We start from the raw sequence: 22,393 nt of genomic DNA on the forward strand, positions 1-22,393 counted from the left end.
TATATAGTTACGGTGAAACTGTAGCGTTGCCGTTTAGACGATTCATTTTCAGCATATCCGTTCCGGCCTGGTATCCTTGAACAATCATCCGACTGATATCATCGGAGGTGAACTTCATTAAATTGAGATGGAGTGGTTCAGTAGGACGGATTATAGTCAGTTTAAGGCTTCGTCCGTCGAGGTTTTCACGATCGGCAAAACGTTCGGCCCAGGCAATGTCATTGTTTACTAACTGATTGACTGTGATGTCTTTAACCCGATCCATTAGATTTAACAGGTTTCGGTAATTGAACTGTTCGTTATAAATCTTTTTAGCATGACACGCCACACAGGCAATCTCGGTAGCTCCATCTTCAATAGCTACCCGCAGCGGAGCTACTTCACGCAGGCCACCGTCTAAGAAGGCTCGCCGGTGATCGCCCCCGATTTGCACGGCGGGCATTAGAAATGGCAATGAACTGCTGGCATATACATAATCCAGAAAGTGAGGGTCATGGACGTCAGCATAGCGCATATCACCTTCAATAATATCTACGGCTCCGACTTTTAATTTTACCGGTCCGGTCTTAAGGGCTTCCACATCAACATTGTTACGAATTAGGTTCTGGATGGGCGAATTGTCTAACAAACCATCAAACCGGCTCATAATTGTATTGTAACCCATGCGAAAACGTGACCGAATTACGGCTACATCGGTGGGTTTTGTAATATTCCGAATCCAGAACTCAATTAAATATTTGCCAACTTTCTCCCAGTCTACCCGACCGTTTTCGGCTTGCTGACGCGCTGCCTCGTTGGCAATAAACGTGGCATTTAGACTTCCAACCGAAATGCCGTAGAGTTGGTCGGGCACGAAACCCGACTCAAACAAAGCCATAACAGCCCCTACTTGAAACGCTCCTTTCAATGATCCTCCGCCCAGCACAAGAGCGCGCAGGGGAGATTTGCCCGTAGGTAAAATGGCACTTGGATGTGGAAGGGGTGGGGTCGGATTGTCAATCATATAAACCTACGGTAGGTGGTATTACTAGTACATGAGCCCGGTAAGTTGAGACTTTTCAATCAATAAACAAAACGAATTGGTATGGGGATAGTTATGAAAAGGAGACCTGGTTTTCTAAACGGCTTTTTCGGCGTCTGCACTTTCCTTACTATACTTGCTGAAAAAACAGCTATCAGGAAATACTTACCGAAAAACAAGTGTTGCATCGTTTCACTAGTCGATCGTTACTTACCCTTATTAACTGCTGTTAACTGATTACTGCTCACTGATAACTGAAATAATGCCTCTTACCGTCGCCGACATACAAGCCCCGATTGCTGCCGAAATGCAATTGTTTGAGCAGAAATTTAAGGGGCAGATGAAAAGCGATGTTATGCTGCTCGACCAAATCATGAATTATATCGTGAAGCGGAAAGGCAAGCAATTACGTCCGATGTTTGTGTTTCTCATGGCGGGTGTTTGTGGTCCCATTACTGAAGCCACGTACCGGGGCGCGTCGTTAATTGAATTGTTACACACAGCCACTCTTGTTCACGACGACGTGGTCGATGAATCCAACTACCGGCGTGGTTTCTTCTCTATCAACGCGCTCTGGAAAAATAAAGTCGCCGTGCTGGTGGGCGATTACCTACTCTCACGCGGACTGTTGCTTTCAGTTGATAACGGTGATTTCGACTTGCTCCGGATTGTTTCGACAGCCGTCCGCGAATTGAGTGAAGGCGAATTGCTTCAGATTGAGAAAGCCCGTCGGTTAGATATTACCGAGGATGTATATTATGAAATTATCCGTCAGAAGACAGCATCGCTCATTGCTGCTTGTTGTGCGGCTGGAGCGCGTTCGGTAGAAGCTGAAAAGGAGGTCGTCGATAAAGCACATGCCTTTGGCGAGAAAGTTGGTATTGCCTTTCAAATCAAAGATGACCTGTTCGACTACGGAATCGCCGAAATAGGCAAGCCGCTGGGCATTGATATTAAGGAGAAAAAGATGACGCTACCCCTCATTTATGCTCTTAATAAAACCGGTTTTCTTGAGAAAAGGCGGATCATTAATATCATCAAAAACGAAAGTGAGAAGCCCCAAAAGGTCAATGAAGTAATAGCATTCGTCAAAAATTCGGGCGGTATTGAATACGCAACAGAAGCCATGAATCAGTATGTTGCCGAAGCGCAGGTATTACTGAACGCCTTCCCCGACTCGCCCTATCGGCAATCCTTGCACCAGCTTGTACAATACACGATCGACCGAAGCAAATAAGTTTGTACTAGGAGAGATAGGTAAGTAGGTAATGAAATCTTCCACCCATCATTCTACAGGCTGTGTTTCCTTTTGGGTTTTCTTTGAAAATAACCGGTGAAAATCCGGGCTTTCAGTATTCATCCACTTGTCCCAGAACGTGAAATACAAGCCGTAGTTAAACCGAAACTGCGTATGGTGAAGGCTGTGATGTGTCGCACCAATTAACCGGCTCCCCAGCCAGTGCCGATCAAAATTATGTGGATAAATCTCCGTATTCAGGTGATTGATGGCGCTTGACAACGTCATGATTAACAAAATCAGGCCCACCGCTGAGATATGCAGCGGTAATACAAATGTTAAAGCAGGAATGATAATGGCTTGTAAGGTGCTCTCAATAGGGTGAAATGAGAACGATGTCCAGGGTGAGGTCGTAATACTGTCGTGGTGCGTTTTATGTACCCATTTGTATACACCCGGCCAGTGCATCCAGCGATGAAGCCAGTAATAATAAGTCTCGTGAATAAATAGCACCAGCACAATACTGGCCGGATACCAAAGTAATGGGTAGCTCGTAATATCCGTGTAGACCTTTGTGTAACCCCTCTGATAGGCCAAAATGATGCCTATCGCAATACCCGTAAAAATCAGGGACGTAACCATCGACCAGCCAATTTCGCGCCAATCCTGACCAGCTTTTCTGGGACGCGTTTGTACGGCTCGATGCGCGAATTGTTCTTTCAGTGAGACTTTAAACAGCCACCAGAACGTCAGCGAGAACAGGACATATCGCCCAAAAATAGCGATAAAAAGAATTAAGGCCGTTAACCCGAGCGTGGCCGGGCTGGTAATTTGAATCATACGATGCGATAACATAATTCGCTATTGATTCAACCAAATCCATACAACAATGTTGAAAAATAGTGCTTCGATTCTCAATATCACCAGTAGATGTTCCGAGTTTCATTGGAAAGGCTTCACAAACCCTTCATTTTGTTCGTTCGTTAGCCCATTAATTTGTTTGTACATTTGTCGCAGTCACCCAATTATTCAATATAACCGGCATTATGCGCCTGATTTTCTCCGTTTTACTGGTGTCGGTACTCACCACAGCGGCCTTCGCCCAACCTAAAAAAACGTCGGCTACAACGGCCAAAATCAATAGTTCTGCCCGCAAAATGCTGGCGAGGCCAAAACTCGTTGTTGGGATTGTGATTGATCAGATGCGCTACGATTACTTGTACCGTTACTATGATAAATATGGTTCTGGCGGATTTCGGCGCATGATGGACGGCGGCTTCAATGCCCGGAACAACCATTATCATTACGCAGCTACGTATACCGGACCGGGTCACGCAGCCATTTACACAGGTTCTGCTCCGGCGTTGAATGGCATTGTTGGTAATGATTTCTACGAACGAAATCTTGGCCGGCTGATGTACTGCGCCGAAGATACAACCGTCAATACCGTCGGCAATACAGGAATTGCCGGTAAAATGTCACCCCGGAATCTGCTCGTGACAACTATTGGTGATCAACTCAAACTCGCTACCGATGGTCGGGCTAAAGTTATTGGAATAGCCCTGAAAGATCGTGGGGCCATTTTGCCCGCTGGTCATGCTGCCAATGCCGCCTATTGGTTCGATTCGAAAGATGGCAATTTTATCAGTAGCACGTTCTATCAAAATGAGCTGCCGCAGTGGGTACAGACCTTTAACGCCCGCAAATTGCCGGAGCAGTTTATTAACCAGAAATGGGAACCTACTCTGGCTATGAATCAATACACTGAAAGTACTATTGATGATGAGCCTTATGAATCGGTGTTAGCGGGTGAAACTAAGTCTATTTTTCCCCATACGTTTGCTATTCAGGCTGGCGGAAGCAAATATGAGCCGCTTCGCACTAGTCCCTATGGTGACCAGATTACTAAAGAATTTGCCCTGGCAGCTCTCAAAGGTGAACAACTAGGGCAGCATGACGTAACCGATATGCTTTGTGTTAGCTTTTCATCGCCAGATTATATTGGTCATGCTTTTGGTACGCACGCTATTGAAACAGAAGATCAATATATCCGGCTTGACCGACAACTGGCTGACTTACTGAATGAGTTAGATGCTACAGTTGGTAAAGGTCAATGGGTAGCATTTTTATCGGCAGATCACGGCGTTGTCGATGCACCTGGCTTCCTGCAGCAGAATCGGATTCCAGCCGGAGTACGAGGATATGGCGAGATTGGTGAAGCCGTAAAAGCCGCACTTGAAAAAGCGTACGGGCCGGGGCAGTGGATGCTCTCGTACTTCAACCAGCAGATTTACCTCAATCACACGTTGCTGACAGAAAAGAAAATAGCTATGCAGGACGTATATGAGATGCTGCGGGCTGTATTGCTTAAACAGAAAGCGGTAGTCAATGTCGTTAACCTGCATAATCTCGGTGCTGAGGCTCTGCCATTATTGCAGGAGAACTTGTTCCGCAATGTGTATCACCCAAACCGTAGTGGTGATTTCTATGTAATGCAACAACCCGGTTGGCTTGAAGGTCGAAACAAAGGGACAACGCACGGAACAACATACGCCTACGATACTCACGTGCCGTTTTTACTTTATGGATGGGGCATTGTTCCGGGTCAGACTTTTCGTCGAACGCACATTCATGATATTGCCCCGACTATTACGGCCCTTCTTGGACTTCTGGAACCCAGTGGCTGTATTGGTAACCCGTTGGAGGAAGCAATTGCTAAATGAGTGGCAGGATTGCCAGAGAGGTCAATATTTCATCTGCTGATTCACTCATTACCGAAAGTAACTTCTTTAAATCCGAAGTAGCGCTCCTGCCCATCAACGCTGATGGCCAAACGACCGTTGGTATCTATGCCAGTAATAGTGCCTAGAAAAGGCTGACCTTCACTTTCGAAATTATGTTCTTCCTTAGAGCGGTACAGAATCTGTAGGTAATTATTTTTTAGGGTATCGCGCTGACCCGAGAGTAACTGTAAATAACGTTGTTCTAAGGTTTCGCAAAGGCGGCTAAGCAGGCCGGGTAGATCGTAAGCGTTGGGTAAGGGCACTTCATTTTGTAAAGAGGTAGCAGTAGAATAGCCAAATTCTGTTTGGTTCACGTTTAGTCCCATACCGATCACCGACCAGGCAATACCATAGCCATGAAGAGTATTCTCAATTAAAATTCCGCCTAGCTTTTGATCGTTAATATATATATCGTTAGGCCATTTAATGCGTAGTGGCTCGCCAACGAGGGGTTGAAGTGCATCGTAAATACCCAGCGAAATGGCCATGTTGAGCCAGAACTGCTCTGTTGCTGTTAAGAAAGATGGCTTCAAAATCAGCGAAAAAGTCAGGTTTTGTCCTGGGTTGGCTTCCCATTGATTGCCACGCTGCCCCCGACCGGCTGTTTGATTATCCGTTATGACAAGTAGTCCTTCGTTAGGGTCGGTTTGAGCAATCAAAGTAGACGCTTCGTCGTTAGTTGACTGACAGCTTGGCAGATATTGGATTATTTGTCCAATAAAAAGCGTTTTGGGATAGATTTTGTACAAAATATTGTATAGTTTAGTAGTATAGAGAGTTGATGAATGGTGCTATGGACGTTTATGTGTCCAATAGATAACGTACCCGCTGATTGGCTTATCGTGCAATGTTAAAACGAAAGCATGAGAATTAATAAAAATAGTGAGTTTACCGCCGACCAAATACGTGATTTTGTAGTTCGGGGAATGCAGGAGAAGAAAGCACAGGAAATCGTTGTAATGGACCTGCGCAACGTCAAAAATGCCATCTGCGATTATTTTGTTCTTTGTTCGGGTAACTCTGACACGCAGATTGACGCTATATCGACTTCCGTTGAAGACGAAGTTTATAAAGCCAGCAAGCAAGACCCCTGGCACAAGGAAGGAAAACTGAACCGAGAATGGATTTTGTTGGATTACGTCGATGTCGTCGTCCACGTTTTCAAAAAAGACCGGCGCTCGTTTTATGATCTTGAACAACTTTGGGGTGATGCCGAGATCCGGGCTATTAAAGATGATGATATGGTGGTCGCATCTTAAGAAGGAAGTACTGTTATTGGTCCAATTGGTAAAAATCAACCATTGAATTGGGCCGTTTGTGGGGCTGACAAACCGTCTGTCCTAACCGATTCACGATAGAAACAATCATTCGTGAATCGGTGTTACCCTTGAAATCCGTTAGTACAACCTGAGGAAATGGCAGAAAATAATAATAGAAATCCGTTAGCACCCCGTGGTGGGCCGCGTAAACCCAATTTTCAGGGCTGGATTGTTGCTTTGCTGATTGCCGCCATTCTTGGCATAACATTCTTCAACAGAAGCTCAGCTACGCGCGAAATTTCGCAAAAGCGGTTTGAGCGTATGGTAAAAGATCACGAGGTGGCGGAAGCAATAGTCGTTAATGACAAAATTGCTGAAGTAACTCTGACGCAACAAGCCGCACAAAGCCCTAAATATCGCAACTTGTTTGCTGAAAAACCGTATTTTGGCACTAGTCAAGGTCCGCATTTCCAGTTTCAGATAGCTTCTGGGGAAACATTTAAGAAAGATTTAGACGCAATTCAGCAAGGACTTCCTGACAACGAAAAAATCGATTATCGATTTGAACAGCGCAGTGACTTTGGCAGTATTATCAGCACATGGGGCTTCCTTATTGTGATGATTTTGGCGATGTACTTTCTACTCGGTCGCATGTCAGGGGCTGGTGGTCCAGGTGGTCAAATCTTTAATATTGGTAAATCAAAAGCAGCTTTATTTGATGCCGATAGTAAAGTAAAAATCACCTTCAATGATGTTGCCGGCCTGGACGAAGCAAAGGAGGAGATTAAGGAAATCGTTGATTACCTGAAAAATCCAACCAAGTTTACAAAGCTTGGAGCGAAGATCCCGAAAGGCGCTTTGCTGATTGGCCCTCCGGGTACCGGTAAAACCCTATTGGCGAAAGCTGTAGCAGGTGAAGCGGGTGTTCCATTCTTCTCACTATCGGGGTCAGATTTCGTTGAAATGTTTGTTGGGGTAGGTGCCGCTCGTGTACGTGACCTCTTTAAGCAAGCAAAGGAGAAAGCTCCCTGTATCATTTTCATTGATGAAATTGATGCTGTTGGTCGGTCACGGGGACGGGGTTCTATGCCTGGTGCCAATGACGAACGCGAGAATACATTGAACTCATTGCTGGTTGAAATGGATGGTTTCGCCACCGATTCAGGTATCATTATTTTGGCAGCTACCAACCGGCCCGATGTGCTTGATCCAGCGTTGCAACGACCTGGTCGTTTTGACCGCCAGATCAGCATTGACAAACCAGATATTATTGGTCGGGAAGCAATCTTCCGGGTGCATTTGAAGCCGATTAAATTGTCGACTGATGTTGATCCAAAACAGCTGGCTGCTCAAACACCAGGTTTTGCCGGGGCTGAAATAGCTAACGTTTGTAACGAAGCAGCGTTGATTGCCGCTCGTAGCGATAAGGAAGCCGTTGACATGAAAGACTTTCAGGACGCAATGGATCGCGTTATTGGTGGTCTGGAGAAGAAAAACAAAATTATCTCGCCGGAAGAAAAAGAAATTGTAGCATATCATGAAGCAGGTCATGCCGTGGCAGGATGGTTCCTTGAGTATGCTGATCCGCTCGTGAAAGTAACCATTGTGCCTCGTGGTGTTGCTGCTCTTGGTTATGCACAGTATTTGCCACGTGAGCAGTATCTGTATCGCACGGAACAACTCATGGACGAAATGTGCATGTCATTAGGTGGCCGAGTTGCGGAAGATCTGATCTTTGGTAAAGTATCAACCGGTGCTCTGAGCGATTTAGAGCGTATTACCAAGCTGGCATATAGCATGGTAACCATGTACGGCATGAACGATAAGATTGGTAACGTATCATTCTACGACTCGAAGCAATCTGATTATAACTTCAGTAAGCCTTATTCGGAAGAAACGGCTAAGCATATTGATGAAGAAGTTCGTAAGATTGTCAGCCTGGCTTATGATCGGACAAAAGGACTTTTGACTGATCACCGCGATGCATTGGAAATTTTGGCTAAGGAATTATTGTCAAAAGAAATCCTGTATCAAAATGATTTGGTACGCCTAATTGGTAAACGTCCCTTTGAGCGTGAGACCGTTTATGAGGCTTACAAAAACAGAGGTGTAGCTGAGGAAATTAAGGAAGAAATCGGTAGAGAGGCCAAACCTGCTGAAACCGAACCAGAATCGCTACCTATATAATATGAATTATTGTTGACAAAAAAGGCGTCCTGAACAGGACGCCTTTTTTATGTTATTTTTTTCCTAGCTCAATCACCTGCATATCCAGAACTCGACCCATATCGAGCGAGAAGCGGATGGCAGTTCGCATAACGTGGAAACCTGTTTTTCCAGCCGCACCAGGATTAATAAATAATAGATTATTCATGGCCGGATCTCGCATGACTTTAAGAATATGAGAATGGCCGCAGACAAATAAATCGGGTGAATCAGCTTTTAAGACTGGCCGGGTTGTAGGATTATACTTAGGTGGCGTTCCGCCGATATGCGTCATCCAGATATCCAATCCTTCGAGTGTAAAACGTTGATTGGAAGGTAGATCGCTAGTCTCTCGGTCAATATTGCCACATACGATTCGTAATGGGCGAAAATTTCGTAGCTGCTCGTCCACAACGAGGGCTCCTACATCGCCTGCATGCCATATTTCATCACACGTATCGAACTGAGTGAAAATTTGTGGGTCCAGGTAGCTATGCGTATCGGATAAAAGGCCAATTCGAATCATAATAATAGCAAACACATAAGGCGCAGATTTCAGTCAATACTGAGGAATTCCTCTCTATTCACCGAACTCCGCGTTTAAGAGATCGTGGTTGATGAACCCAAAATTAATTCTTTCATCTCGCTGCGAATCTTCTTTTTATCAATTTTACCAACGCTTGTTTTTGGAATGTCCGACACGAATATAATCCGGTCGGGTACGTACCATTTATGTAATTCACCTCGCTCTATTTTTGCCTGTAAATACGCTTTTATACCTTCGGCAGTTAACGAATAACCTGGTTTTAGTATAATGAGTGCATGCGGACGTTCTCCCCAACGGTCGTCGGGTAGACCAATAACGGCTGACTCAGCCACTCCTTCGACCTGCGACAATACATCCTCCATATCCAGCGACGACACCCATTCTCCCCCAGTTTTAATAACGTCTTTGGTACGATCAGCAATGATAACCCAATTGTCAGGCGTAATGCTGGCCACATCTCCCGTATGAAGCCAGCCACCTTTCCAGAGCTCAGCTCCCCGTTCGGAATCTTCATAATATCCTTGCGTGAGCCACGGACCACGAGCTACAATCTCGCCTAAGGAATGTCCGTCATGCGGAACAAATTGACCGTTGTCGTCCATCAATCGCATTTCGACGAAAGGCGCAATCCGGCCAGCTCGTGTACGAAGTTCGATTTGCTCTTCTGGTGAGAGCGTTTTTTCTTGTTCATTAAGGTACCCAACAGCCAGAATCGGGGCTGTTTCGGACATACCGTACCCCGACATAACAGTGATGCCCAGCTCTGTAGCTGCTTTGGCTAAGCCTTTGGTAAGGGCTGAGCCGCCAATCAACACTTTCCAGCGACTAAGGTTCTGGCGAAATTTCTGAGCGGCCGGATTGCTGACGAGCATATTAAGAATCGTTGGTACACAATGCGACAGGGTAACTCCCTCTGTGATAAGCAATTTAAGCAGCAATTCAGGTTCGTAGCGACCCGGATAAACTTGCTTGGCCGACATCATCGTTGCCAGAAACGGAAAGCCCCAGGCATGTACGTGAAACATGGGCGTTATGGGCATATACACATCCGTGGATCCTTTGAATGGCATCGCTTCGTAGCCGATGATGTACGTCAAGAGACCCATTGTGTGCATGAATAACTGCCGATGTGAAAAATAAACACCCTTTGGACTACCTGTTGTACCAGTAGTGTAAAAGGTTGTAGCCCAAGTATTTTCGTCGAAGTCCGGGAATTCGTACTGGTCAGATGCTTTGCTCAATAAGGCTTCATATTCGCCGGAGAAGCCGTTTGGTATCTCATCAAGTGTGTTAATCCTGGCCGTACCAGTATAAACTTTATCACTCAGAACGACATATTTCTCAACAGTTGTAAGCTCTCCTTTAATAGCCGTTAGAATGGGCAGAAAATCTTCATGAATTAGTATAACCTTATCCTTAGCGTGATTTATGGTATACTGAACTTGAGCGGGTGGTAGCCGGACGTTGACCGTGTGTAAGATGGCACCCACACTAGTAACGCCAAGAAAACATTCGAGATAACGATGGCTATCCCAGTCTAACACTGCAACTGTATCGCCCGGTTTAACATCTAATTCAGCCAATACGTTAGCTAATTGCCGAACACGTTGATTAAATTGGATGTAGTTTATCCGAAATAAATCCCGGTAAACAATTTCACGTTGAGGTTCGTATCTGAGCGACTGCGCTAGCAGATTTTTTATGAGCAAAGGTGGCTCATGTGCCTCAGCGGTACGGGGAATGAGTTTTGTCGGAATCATAATTACCTAACGGTATTTACTGAAAATACAGATAAATCGAAGGTAGAATTGAATAATGGAAAGAAAAAATAGTAGGTAATAAAAAAAGTCCGACTTCCGAAAAATAGGAAGTTGGACTTTTGAGTAAACGTCAGTGCTGTGTCAGTTTTAGCGTAAAAGACACAAGCTGGCTTTATTATTATCTGAGTTGGTATTTTATAAAGTCTATTTTATCGTTGTTCAACCGGGCGAAAAGCTAAAAATAAACCCACTCCTAGAACGATAGCAGCACTTACCCCAATCAGTATGCTGTCGGACTGCGTTGTTTTCGGTTGTGTGTCTTGCTCATGTGATTGATCGGTCTGAGGCTGATACGTTCCGTCAGTCACGTCCAGAATTAATTGTGTTGCCTCTTCAGGAACGTCAAGTTGGGGGAAATGGCCGGAATGTGAAAACCAATGCAGATGAGCATCCGGGAATAATCTTAACGCGAGTTTCGACTGGCTAGGTAGGCAAACCAGGTCCTGACGACCCCAACCAATAACCAATGGCAGTTGAATAGAGCCAGCCGGAGCGCCTTGTTGCTTTTCGCCATAAGCCAGATTTGTCAGCAATTCGCTAAAGGTGGGAGTGGGAATAAACGTCCGTAACTCGTTTAAAGCTACTTGAGCCGGAATTTTCCAGGGACGAGCCGAAAATTGAGCAAATAGTAATGTTCGACTAACTGGATTATTAGTTAGTGTGGGTAATACGGGTTGTAGCTGTTTGACCAACTGAGCCGATAAGCGAACAGAATGATAGAAAAAAGGAATTTCCCAACCCTGCCAGAAACCACCCGGATCAAGCGATACGACTGCACCGAGTATACCGCCCCGCCGGGCAAGTTCAAGTACCAGTCGTGCCCCCATTGAACTACCCACAGCATCGACACCTATGAGATTATTCTCTGCCAAAAAGTCAGTTATGGCATCGGACAGGGTACCGATAGATACCTCACCCGTCAGCGGTGGTGTGTCGCCAAAACCGGGTAAATCCACAGCAATGACATCGCGCTCAGCGGCTAATCCGTCAATTATCCGATCCCATGACCGGTGACTGCTTCCAATACCGTGAATCAGTAACAGTGGTTTACCAGTCCCGCGCCGGACATAATTCATAGTTGTAGGTAGTTGAGTTTTAATCGTTGTTCACCGGGTTTCAGTCTACGTGAATAGCCTGCCGCAAAGCAACTTAAAACTGCCCTCAGCGACCATGCTATCGAGCGAGGACAATCAAATCAACTCCATTAGGGATGTAATGTTTTTTGTTGTCAAACCACTTCGTGTATAGTAGTTAGTCCACACGAATAAAAGTAAGGTTTGATCAGTTCGTTTTTACCTAAACTGCCTAAAGGAGTGTGCGATGCAATGAAGGCTATGTTTTTGGCAAACAAAACGGTTCTAAAGCGGACTTCCGACCTGGAAACGACCACACGGCGGCTGAATAGCTGATTAACCCTATCAGGCTTTTCGACGCACTATATAAACTGTAATAATTACAGCAGTAATCCGGCAAGAGTCGCCGACATATAGCTGGCCAGCGTGCCGCAAATCAGTGCTTTGAATCCGATTCGGGCCAGATCGCTTCGGCGTTTGGGAGCTAATTCGCCAATACCACCAACTTGAATAGCAATGGAGCTAAAATTGGCGAAGCCACAGAGCGCGAAGCTGACAATAGCGATTGTTTTAGGGTCAAGTGTTTGCTTGATTTTTACCAGTTCTAAGTAGGCCACAAACTCATTAACGACCATTTTAGTGCCCATTAATGAACCCGCTGCCTGTATGTCTTTACTTGGTACACCCATTGCCCAGGCAAAGAGAGAGAAGAATTTGCCCAGAATAAAATTGAGGCTCAGGTAATCTACGTTGAAGATGTAGAAGCCTACTCGAAACATAAGACTATCGACCAGAGCAATCAACGCAATGAAACCGATTAGCATGGCAATCACATTGAAGCCCACTTTCAGCCCTTCGCTGGCCCCCGCTGCAATAGCATCTAACAGGTTAGCATATATTTTTTTAATCTCTACCTTGACGGTTCCCTGTGTTTCGGAAATCTGCGTCTCGGGCATTACGATCTTGCTGATAACCAATGCACCCGGCGCGGCCATGATACTGGCTGCCAGTAAATAAGGAGCTGGTACGCCAAGGGAAATATACACAGCTAAAACGCCCCCGGCTATGCAGGCAAACGAGCCGGTCATACTGGAAAGTAGTTCGGAGTTGGTCATGCCGTTGAGATACGGCTTAATCATGATCTGTGCTTCAACTTGCCCCACAAATGTACTCGCTACGTTTGAGAGAGCTTCGGCTCCACTCACGCCCATAAGCCACTTCATTGCCTTTGCCATTACAGCTACCACCCGCTGCATAATACCCAAGTGGTAAAAAATATTGACCAATACGGCCACGAAAATGATCGTCGGAATGACTTTAAAGAAGAAGATAAAGTTGTTCTCAGGACCGAAGGCTTTACTAAGAACATCGGGTTTGACGAGCGATGAAAAGACGAACTCGGCACCTTTGTTGGCCTTTTGCAGCAACCGGTCAACGTAATAACCAAGTCCCTGAAAAAGGTTTCTTCCGAAGTCTGTTTTTAAGACAAATACCGCCAGGCCAAGCTGAAGAGCAAGCCCTACGCCAACAGTACGATAATTAATTGCTTTACGATTGTCAGAGAGGGCATAGGCGATACCCAGAATTAAAACGATGCCAATTAGTCCAGTAAAACGCTCCATTCAGGGATGATACAATTACAGTTAGGTCGGCGAATATACAAAAAGTAGAGATGGAACGAACCCAATGGAAAGAGAGGAAAACGAAAACAGGCTGAATAGACGAATTATATTCGCTTATTCAGCCTGTTAGCTTGTTGAGAAACCTGTTTAAATGAGCGTAGTCAGATCAAGTACAAAACCGGGCAAGACATCTTCACCCGACAATTGACCAAAGCCAGTAACCTCTTGTAATGCCAGAATGGGTCGGTAGATATACGTTGACTGGTTAGGTAGATCAATTAACCAGCCCAATCGACAACCATTTGCCATCCAGTTATCCACTAGTGCCTAGATATTAGCGATAGCTCGCTCGGCACCTTCCTGGTACTCTTCTTCAATCTGGGCTACTTCTGCCGATTTAATTTCGGGGTCGAATAGCCGGGCATCCATTGCTTCCTTCTCCGTCACTTCAAAGAATCGTTGGTGTATGTTAAACGGCTTATCGCCGGTTGGTACCTCGCATTTTTCGAAATTACCGTCTTCCTTCAATTCATAGGCATTGACGTTATCAAGCAGGTTATCTTTTAGGATCAAAATAGCCTGTTGTTTCACGCGATGATCTGCCAGAATGAACAATGACTCAATACGACGATCGAAACTACGCACCATTACGTCTGCGCTGCCACCGTATACTTTCGGGTCGCCATTGTTATGGAAGTAATAAATGCGGGTGTGTTCCAGAAAATCGCCGACAATAGATCGCACGGTAATGTTTTCGCTCAAACCAGCCCGGTGGGGACGCAAACAGCAAATACTGCGCACAATTAACCGAATTGGTACGCCAGCCTGCGATGCCTTGTATAACTCATCAATCACCTGCTTGTCTTCCAGAGAGTTGACCTTGATGCAAATGCCGCTCAATAGACCACGTTGGGCATTGTCGGCCTCCAAACGGATCAGGCGAAGCAACTGTTCCCGCATGTCGCGCGGAGCCGTAATGAGGTACTGATATTCATTGGGTATCGAGTGACCTGTAATGACATTGAAAAACTCAGAGATGTCGTGCGTATACGTCTCATTTGTTGTCAGCAGGCCAATATCGGTGTACAGTTTAGAGGTATCTTCATTGTAGTTACCCGTAGCCATGTGGGCATATCGTACAACGCGGCTGCCTTCATTGCGTACCACTAGCAGTAGCTTTGTGTGCGTTTTAAAACGGCTGATGCCGTAGATAACAAAGCACCCTGCTTTTTGTAATCGCTGCGCTTCCCGAATATTGTTTTCTTCGTCAAAACGTGCTTTTACTTCGAACAATACGGATACGTGCTTGCCATTCTCCGCGGCTTTTAACAGCGCTTCTGTGATACGAGATCGCTTGGCCAGTCGATATACAGTAATCTTGATCGCCAGCACATTAGGATCTTCGGCTGCTTGTTCGAGTAACTGAAGTACAGGTTCAAAATTGTTGTACGGATGGTGCAACAATAAATCACGTTGCTTAATAAGCTCAAAAATGTCGTCGGTTTTATCACGGCCTAATCCCAGCGGAGGAACTGGCGCATGGGGTAGGGGCATGTCATCCTTAAACTCTGGATTGCCAATAATTTGCCACAAGGCCGAAAAGTCGAGCAGTGTGTGCGATTCAAATATATTTAAATCATCAATTTCCCAGCGTTTCTTAAGCAGATTCAGCATCCAAGGCGAACTCACTTTAGATTGACTATCTGCCCCACTGTTTTCAGTTTCAATTTCGACACGGGTAACGCGGCCCAATCGTCGATTCTTGATTTTTTGCCTAACCTCATCAATAAAGTCTACTTCGTCGTCGTCGTTCTCATCGAGCGTGAAGTCGCCATTACGCGTGATACGAAATAGATTTACCGCCAGAATTTCGACATTTCTGTAAAGCTTCTTGATGTTCTGGCGGACAATTTCTTCAATGGAAATAAAAACCATTATGTCCTCGCGCTCGAACGTTATGAACCGGGGAAGGTTAGCTGGAATCTGAACAAACGAAAGGCGCTGACGGTCGTCTTCGTCTTCCGAGCGTAAACTTACCAGTTCAGTTCCATCCGTATTTTGCGTGACAACCCCGAAGATGAGCACTTTAGCCAATAAAACCGGAAAGGTATGCGTGTAATCATACAACATTGGGGTCAGCGTTGGATAGATGGCCCGGTCGAAGTAATTGGTAGCCTCTTCCTGCTCGTCGAGAGTCAGATTTTCGTACGTAACCAGTTCGAGCCCATTTTCGGCAAAAATTGGGAGTAACTGTTCGGAAAAGACAGTCTGTTGGTCCTGAAAAAACTGATGCGCTGCCGTGTACAACGCCTTGCGAAACGGTACTTCGCGTAGCCCCGAGTAATCTACCCGCTGTTTATGATAGTCCAGATAGTTATACAAACTACCCACACGAATCATAAAAAACTCGTCCATATTGGAGGCCGAAATAGCCAGAAACTTTAGCCGTTCCATGAGTGTACGGTCTCCCAGCGGAGGTTGCGCCGTACGGGCCTGATCCAGAACGCGCTCATTGAATTTGAGCCAGCTCAAATCGCGGCTTAAATAATCGCTCTGATCAATGACGCTGCTAACTTTTTCGCTAACTTTTGCCATTTTATCTGTTCCCTGAGCAGGCGCGTTGGCCTGTCGGTGTGTAAAACGGGAAACCAGGTTGCCCAATATCGTGCGGTTAGAGTTGAGGGAATAACGCATACTTATTTCAAAGCTTTGAAGTACAACAAAAAAGCGGACTAAAGAAGCCCGCTTTATGTTATCATTCAGTTAAACATCCACTCGGGCATACTTGGCGTTTCGTTCGATGAACTCACGTCTGGGGGCGACTTCATCACCCATCAGGGTAGAAAAGACGTGATCAGCATCGGCAGCTGACTCAACTGTTACGATTTTCAATGTTCGGGTATCGGGGTTCATCGTGGTGCTCCAGAGCTGTTCGGCGTTCATTTCACCTAAACCCTTGTACCGTTGAACACCCACGTTTTCTTCACGACCGCTACCCGCCAATTCTCTCACAGCAGCTTCGCGTTGTGCTTCCGTCCAGCAATACCGCTCTTCTTTGCCCTTTTTAACAAGGTAGAGAGGAGGCTGAGCAATGTAGATGTAGCCATTGTCGATCAGCGCCTTCATATTGCGATAGAACAGCGTCAAAATCAACGTACGGATGTGACTACCATCTACGTCGGCATCGGTCATGATGATAATCTTGTGATACCGGAGTTTGTCCAGGTTCATCACAGTCTCATCATCCTTCTTTTCGAGCCGTATACCCAGAGCCGTCCAGATATTTTTTATTTCTTCGTTTTCGTAAATCCTGTGCTCCATAGCCTTCTCTACATTCAGGATCTTACCACGTAAGGGTAAAATGGCCTGAAATGCCCGGTTACGGCCCTGCTTGGCTGTTCCACCGGCTGAGTCGCCTTCCACGAGGTACAATTCACATTTTTCTGGATCGGTATCGGAGCAGTCAGCAAGTTTACCGGGCAGACCCATGCCACCCATAAAATCCTTGCGTTCGGTCATGATGCGCTTGTAGGCCAGATCGGCGGCAATCCGCGCCTGAGCTGACACCAGCACTTTTTTAACGATGCCCTTCGCCGTATTCGGGTTTTCTTCCAGCCATGTTTCAAGAAGGTCGGCCATTGCCTGGCTCACCGCACTCACCACATCCTGGTTGCCTAGTTTGGTTTTAGTCTGTCCTTCAAACTGAGGTTCCTGAACCTTTACCGAAATAACGGCGGTTAGGCCCTTCCGGAAATCCTCACCACTGAACGTTACCTTACCCGAATTCTTTGGCAGTACACCGGGATTCTTGTCGGCATAATTTTTCAGTACTCGCGTTAGGGCAGAGCGGAAACCCTGCACGTGTGTACCACCCTCGTGGGTGTTGATGTTGTTAACGTACGACAGGACGTTTTCACCAGCCTCATAGTTGTAAACCAACGCGACCTGCACAGGAGTTGACCCTTTGGTACTCTCCATATAAACCGGCTTCATACCGTCGAGCGCCGGGCGGGTTTGATCCAGATATTGAACGAATTCAACCAGACCACCTTCCGAGAAGAAATCGTCCTCACGTAGTGGCTGCCCGTTTTCGTCCAGCTCACGCAGATCTTTCAGGAAAACGTGGATGCCTTTGTTCAAATAGGCTAGCTCGCGCAGACGGCCTGCCACGGTATCGTATTTATAAACCGTTTCGTTAAAAATGCTGGCATCAGGCTTAAAGTGTACGGTCGTACCAGACTCTTCAGTCTCACCAATTAGGCGGACAGGGTATTGGGGATAACCTATTTTATATTCCTGTTCGAAAATCTGACCTTCCCGACGGACTTCTACGCGTAAATCGGTTGAAAGCGCATTAACGCAAGAGACGCCTACGCCGTGTAGCCCACCAGAAACTTTATAATTGTCTTTATCGAATTTACCACCAGCGTGCAGTACGGTCATAACTACCTGAAGGGCAGAAACACCCATTTTGGTATTGATGCCAGTCGGGATACCCCGGCCGTTATCCTGCACAGTTATTGAATTATCAGGATTAATCGTTACGCTAATTTTGTCGCAGAAGCCAGCAAGCGCTTCATCAATGGAATTATCCACAACCTCCCAAATAAGGTGGTGGAGACCACGTGTACCTACGTCGCCGATGTACATGGATGGACGTTTGCGAACGGCTTCCAAGCCTTCTAACACCTGGATGTTATCGGCACCATAGTTGCTTAACGCGGTTTCAACAGGAGCATCTGCTTCAATTAGTTCGTTGGTCATATCAGAATGGGAGCGTGTCAAAAATTTGTTGTTTTGGGTCCAGAAAAAGCTAGATTATGTGGATCTATCAGATTGTAAAAATACAAAAATAATTGGTCTTTTCCTACCGCTATTTGCTGAGATTAGCTTAATATACGAAAAAATAAATTAATCATCAAGCCACTGGATAGATAAGGGCTTTTTGTTCGCTTTGACCCCTTTTTATGCTTATTTCTCCGCCATTAAATCCTCGCGTAAAGGATAGGAAAAAGGTGAATTTTTAACGCCTTTCTTCAGATAGGCCATTTCTCGAAAAAGTATCATTGAGAGGACTAGCTGACGAGGGTAATTTGACCTGATTTGCCATAGGTATCCTAAACGGGTTTACCCTACGTGCCGACGAGCGTTTTTTGCTTCGTTTTGTAAAACTGATCATAAAAAATAAAGCCGAATCGTTTTGATCCGGCTTTATACTAACGCACAAAAAAAAGTCATTAATCTTCTGGATACGGAATGTAAACAAAGCCCGCAAAATCGCCATGTACAACGAACAGGCAGCAATATTCATCGGGCTTTTTGTAGTTCTCTTTCCACAAATCGACTGAGTCAGGGCCGATTAACTCGCGTTGAATAAACTCATCAACAAACGATGCTTTATAATTCCACAGATTGTCCATATCGTTAACTGCAATTAGCAGTTGCCCTACGGGAACGTCACGGCGTGACGCTACAAAGACGGGATATTCCGAAAATCCACGTTTCCTGATTTGATAAGAAGCATCTTTTAATTGATCGGCCACCTTCACAAAATCAGACGAAATAGTACCCATTAATTCTCGGTTGACATCGTAAGAATTGGCGTCGTCAAGTAGCGTATTTTCGTTGCTATGATTAATCATGGTTGAATGATCCTTGTGGTGACGGTTCCTTAAAACCGACATTAGTTTTGAATAGATGCATTGGTTCCAAGAAACCAATACCACGTTACATTAGAACCGGGCGGCCAGCAAGAGGTCTAAATCTTTGAAACGCATATTGAACTTGCGTGCGATGTAGGCATTGGTAAGCGTTCCCTTGTGAGTATAAACACCTTTCATAAACCAACGGTTCGCATACATCATCTGTTCAATACCACCGGTAGTGCCGGTTTCGAGTAAAAAAGGAAGAAATATATTACTCAGGGCCATGCTGGCCGTGTAGGCTACGCGGGCGGCAATGTTTGGTACGCAGTAGTGAATGACCCCCATGTGCTTAAACGTGGGCTGTTTATGGGTTGTCATGTGGGACGTCTCGAAGTTTCCTCCCTGATCAATCGACACGTCGATGATAACCGAATCTGGTTTCATGCGCCCAATCATTTCTTCGGTTACGACTATAGGGCTAAGCCCATCCTCGGCCCGCATGGCTCCAATAACCACATCGGCCCGCTGAATGGCTTCCGCAAGGGTATCTGAGTCGATAATAGACGTATAAACGTGTTGCCCAACTGCGTATTTAAGCCGCTGAAGTTTGTACAGATGCTTGTCAAATACTTTTACATCAGCTCCCATACCGAGGGCTGTGCGAACGGCATATTCGGTAACCGTTCCGGCACCGAGCATAACAACTTTCGTTGGTGGAACGCCCGTGATGCCTCCCAGAATAATACCCCGCCCATTATCAGCATTACTCAAATATTCCCCCGCGATGAGCATAACGGCACTCCCCGCAATTTCGCTCATAGAACGTATTACGGGAAGGTTACCACCCTGATCTTCAATATATTCGTACCCAAATGAGGTTAGATTCTTGCTGTTGATTTTCTCGAAGTAAGTCCGGTCATGAGCGGGTAAATTCAACGCCGAAATAACCGTGCTTCCCGATTGTACATACTCAAATTCCGCATCGACAAGCGGCTCGACTTTCAGGATTAGATTGGCCTCATAGACTTCTTTGGGCGACTGGGCAATCTGCGCTCCTGCCTCGCTGTATTCGGTATCAGAGAATTTAGCCTTCTCGCCCGCCCCCTTTTCAACAATAACATTATGGCCGTTCCTCACCAGAATAGCCACCGCTTCGGGCGTGAGCGCAATGCGGTTTTCCTGAAGAGATACCTCTTTCGGAAGGCCAATGAGTAGGCTGTTCCGGCTGGTCTTTACCGCCAGCGGAGATTCCTTCGGGTACAGGGCCGTTTGCTTGGCCAATTCCTCAAATCCAGTCACTTTTCTATTTTTTTACGGTTTACAATAGTTGGTTAATAAATGCCCTAATAACAGGGAACCAACTGCTGTAAACTATCCAATTACCTTAGTTTCAATGGCTCGGCGACCAACTGAATCTACCGAAATGTGAATTTGATAATACGTGGCAGGCCACAGCGACGAGATACGCTCCGGCCATTCAATAAAGCAGTAATTATCTGAATCCATATACTCTTCAATGCCAATATCCAGCGCTTCGGCTTCGTTGCGAAGTCGATAACAATCGAAGTGATAAACTGAATGACCTTCGTGTGTGGTGTATTCATTCACAATCGAAAACGTTGGACTTTGTACCATACTCACTACGCCCAACATCCGGCAAATAGCCTTAATGAGTGTCGTTTTACCTGCACCCATTTCGCCCTCAAATAGCCACACCGACTGATTGCGCCCTTCAGCCAGCAACCGATGGGCTACGGTGTCGAGTTCGTCAATATGGTCAAGGTGCAGGATCATGAGCGGTTTTTTAAAAACTCCCGCAAAGATATAGATTTTTAAGCGGTCCACTTAGTTCGCATGGGGCGACTTAGTAGCCGGTTTGCTTCGGCATCTCCCTGAAATTGTTCTGTAGCCGGATTCCAGCGGAGTGGACGACCGAGTTGATAAGCAATATTGCCAAGCGTGCAAACCGAAGCCGTTCGGTGCCCTACTTCTACATCGCAGATTGGGTTTTTCCGGCTTTTGATAGCATCTAGGAAATCTTTGTAATGATTATCACTGAGATAAACACGTTTTTCACCTTCGCCAATAACCTTGTCCTTCAATGTTTCGGGCGTGGTCGTTAAATTTCCCCGGCTTACAGTCACTTCACCTTCGGTACCGATAAATTGGCAGAATTGAGGGCCATCAATGGGGTTGTGGTGCATTTCTATACCGTTGGCATAGCGATAGACTAAGCCCTTGCCCTCTTTGCCGGGTATCGCTTCTGTCGGACCGGAATTGTCCATGTCTAACCCCCACTGGGCAATGTCGAACATGTGCGCACCCCAATCCGTCATGCCGCCCCCGCCGAAGTCTCGAATGTCGCGCCACTTACCCCAGAACGCATCGTTTAGGGTAGGGTTCAGCGCGATGTTGTAAGGCCGTTCAATGGTGTTGGGTCCGAGCCAGGCATCCCAGTTTAGGCCGGAACGAACCGTTTCGGCGGTTAAATCGAACGTATGAGGAGGCCCGCCAACATTGACATTCACCATTTTTATCTGACCTATGTAGCCATTGCGAACCAACTCAACGGCCTGCCGAAACTCTTTCCATGACCGCTGCATACTGCCGGTCTGAAACACGCGCTTGTATTTACGTGTGGCCTTCACCATATCGCGACCTTCCTGAATGGTGAGTGACAGGGGTTTCTCGCAGTAAATATCTTTTCCGGCTTTAGCCGCCTGGATAGCAATGGGGCTGTGCCAGTGGTCGGGGGTGGCAATGACGACGGCATCAATACCTTTGTTACTCAACAAGGTTCGATAGTCGTCGTAGCGCAAGCAACCGCTATACGATGCTTTAGTAGCTTTGTCGGCATAATATGTATTTACAGCATCAGCGAACGTGGCTACTTTAGACTGGTCAACATCGCAGACAGCAGTAATACGAGCATCGTTTTTTAGAAATTGTCCCCGCAAACCAACACTCTGCTTCCCAAGACCAATAAATCCCACGGCAATCTGGTCGCTGGGGGCCAGAAAGCCGCGACCCAGCACGTGACGCGGAACAATAGAGAAGACCGATAAGCCTATGGCTTGTTTTAGAAACGTCCGGCGGTTGGCTGCAACAATTGGTTTAAACATGAGCCTACAGAGTTGAAAAACAAAAAGTGGGTAATGAGTAAGCTATACTTACCAATTAC

Annotated in this window: 18 protein-coding genes; 4 read left to right on the top strand and 14 right to left on the bottom strand. The window is 46.0% G+C overall.

Features of this window, described 5'->3' with window-relative positions; translation table 11 throughout:
* Positions 1-7: 7 nt before the first annotated feature.
* Entirely contained in the window at positions 8-1,003 is a 996-nt protein-coding gene (locus tag ACFS25_RS06970; RefSeq protein WP_381497941.1) for a patatin-like phospholipase family protein, read from the bottom strand.
* A gap of 280 nt (positions 1,004-1,283) precedes the next feature.
* Here ACFS25_RS06970 and ACFS25_RS06975 point away from each other — a divergent pair, with 280 nt between their 5' ends.
* Positions 1,284-2,258 carry a polyprenyl synthetase family protein gene (locus ACFS25_RS06975; protein WP_381497943.1) on the top strand — a complete coding sequence of 325 codons (975 nt, stop codon included), beginning with the start codon at positions 1,284-1,286 and terminating at the stop codon, positions 2,256-2,258.
* 48 nt (positions 2,259-2,306) lie between these two features.
* On the opposite strand, the gene ACFS25_RS06980 is transcribed toward ACFS25_RS06975, so the two are convergent.
* Entirely contained in the window at positions 2,307-3,098 is a 792-nt protein-coding gene (locus ACFS25_RS06980; RefSeq protein ID WP_381497946.1) for a sterol desaturase family protein, read from the bottom strand.
* Positions 3,099-3,304: 206 nt separating this feature from the next.
* On the opposite strand from ACFS25_RS06980, the gene pafA reads away from it, so the two are divergent.
* The gene (gene pafA, locus ACFS25_RS06985; RefSeq protein WP_381497949.1) at positions 3,305-4,981 is read left to right on the top strand and encodes an alkaline phosphatase PafA; all 1,677 of its coding nucleotides are present in this window, start codon (positions 3,305-3,307) and stop codon (positions 4,979-4,981) included.
* A gap of 41 nt (positions 4,982-5,022) precedes the next feature.
* On the opposite strand, the gene ACFS25_RS06990 is transcribed toward pafA, so the two are convergent.
* Entirely contained in the window at positions 5,023-5,790 is a 768-nt protein-coding gene (locus ACFS25_RS06990) for a biotin--[acetyl-CoA-carboxylase] ligase (protein WP_381497951.1), read from the bottom strand.
* 114 nt (positions 5,791-5,904) lie between these two features.
* Here ACFS25_RS06990 and rsfS point away from each other — a divergent pair, with 114 nt between their 5' ends.
* Positions 5,905-6,300, top strand: a complete 396-nt coding sequence (gene rsfS, locus ACFS25_RS06995) for a ribosome silencing factor (protein ID WP_381497953.1) — start codon at positions 5,905-5,907, stop codon at positions 6,298-6,300.
* Between the two features lie 156 nt (positions 6,301-6,456).
* Positions 6,457-8,487, top strand: a complete 2,031-nt coding sequence (gene ftsH / locus ACFS25_RS07000) for an ATP-dependent zinc metalloprotease FtsH (RefSeq protein ID WP_381497956.1) — start codon at positions 6,457-6,459, stop codon at positions 8,485-8,487.
* Between the two features lie 52 nt (positions 8,488-8,539).
* On the opposite strand, the gene ACFS25_RS07005 is transcribed toward ftsH, so the two are convergent.
* The 11 genes from ACFS25_RS07005 to ACFS25_RS07055 all read right to left on the bottom strand — a co-directional run bounded on the left by ACFS25_RS07005 (position 8,540) and on the right by ACFS25_RS07055 (position 22,334).
* Positions 8,540-9,031, bottom strand: a complete 492-nt coding sequence (locus tag ACFS25_RS07005; RefSeq protein WP_381497958.1) for a metallophosphoesterase family protein — start codon at positions 9,029-9,031, stop codon at positions 8,540-8,542.
* Between the two features lie 74 nt (positions 9,032-9,105).
* Complete coding sequence (locus ACFS25_RS07010; protein WP_381497960.1) at positions 9,106-10,812, bottom strand: fatty acid--CoA ligase; 1,707 nt, start codon at positions 10,810-10,812, stop codon at positions 9,106-9,108.
* Positions 10,813-11,021: 209 nt separating this feature from the next.
* Positions 11,022-11,948: an alpha/beta fold hydrolase gene (locus ACFS25_RS07015; RefSeq protein WP_381497962.1), complete on the bottom strand. Its 927-nt coding sequence runs from the start codon at positions 11,946-11,948 to the stop codon at positions 11,022-11,024.
* Positions 11,949-12,325: 377 nt separating this feature from the next.
* Positions 12,326-13,567 carry a NupC/NupG family nucleoside CNT transporter gene (locus tag ACFS25_RS07020; protein WP_381497964.1) on the bottom strand — a complete coding sequence of 414 codons (1,242 nt, stop codon included), beginning with the start codon at positions 13,565-13,567 and terminating at the stop codon, positions 12,326-12,328.
* Between the two features lie 147 nt (positions 13,568-13,714).
* Complete coding sequence (locus tag ACFS25_RS07025; protein WP_381497966.1) at positions 13,715-13,876, bottom strand: hypothetical protein; 162 nt, start codon at positions 13,874-13,876, stop codon at positions 13,715-13,717.
* 18 nt (positions 13,877-13,894) lie between these two features.
* Positions 13,895-16,261, bottom strand: a complete 2,367-nt coding sequence (gene ppk1 / locus ACFS25_RS07030) for a polyphosphate kinase 1 (RefSeq protein WP_381497967.1) — start codon at positions 16,259-16,261, stop codon at positions 13,895-13,897.
* A gap of 69 nt (positions 16,262-16,330) precedes the next feature.
* Positions 16,331-18,331 carry a DNA topoisomerase (ATP-hydrolyzing) subunit B gene (gene gyrB / locus ACFS25_RS07035; protein ID WP_381497969.1) on the bottom strand — a complete coding sequence of 667 codons (2,001 nt, stop codon included), beginning with the start codon at positions 18,329-18,331 and terminating at the stop codon, positions 16,331-16,333.
* Positions 18,332-18,804: 473 nt separating this feature from the next.
* Positions 18,805-19,209 (bottom strand): hypothetical protein, encoded by a 405-nt coding sequence (locus ACFS25_RS07040; protein WP_381497971.1) that lies wholly within the window; start codon positions 19,207-19,209, stop codon positions 18,805-18,807.
* Positions 19,210-19,299: 90 nt separating this feature from the next.
* Positions 19,300-20,511 carry an alanine dehydrogenase gene (locus tag ACFS25_RS07045; protein ID WP_381497972.1) on the bottom strand — a complete coding sequence of 404 codons (1,212 nt, stop codon included), beginning with the start codon at positions 20,509-20,511 and terminating at the stop codon, positions 19,300-19,302.
* A 72-nt stretch (positions 20,512-20,583) separates the two neighbouring features.
* Positions 20,584-21,006, bottom strand: a complete 423-nt coding sequence (gene tsaE, locus ACFS25_RS07050) for a tRNA (adenosine(37)-N6)-threonylcarbamoyltransferase complex ATPase subunit type 1 TsaE (protein WP_381497975.1) — start codon at positions 21,004-21,006, stop codon at positions 20,584-20,586.
* A 38-nt stretch (positions 21,007-21,044) separates the two neighbouring features.
* Positions 21,045-22,334 carry a Gfo/Idh/MocA family protein gene (locus ACFS25_RS07055; protein WP_381497977.1) on the bottom strand — a complete coding sequence of 430 codons (1,290 nt, stop codon included), beginning with the start codon at positions 22,332-22,334 and terminating at the stop codon, positions 21,045-21,047.
* Positions 22,335-22,393: the final 59 nt, after the last annotated feature.

The sequence above is a fragment of the Spirosoma flavum genome (assembly GCF_042686045.1).
Lineage (GTDB): Bacteria > Bacteroidota > Bacteroidia > Cytophagales > Spirosomataceae > Spirosoma > Spirosoma flavum.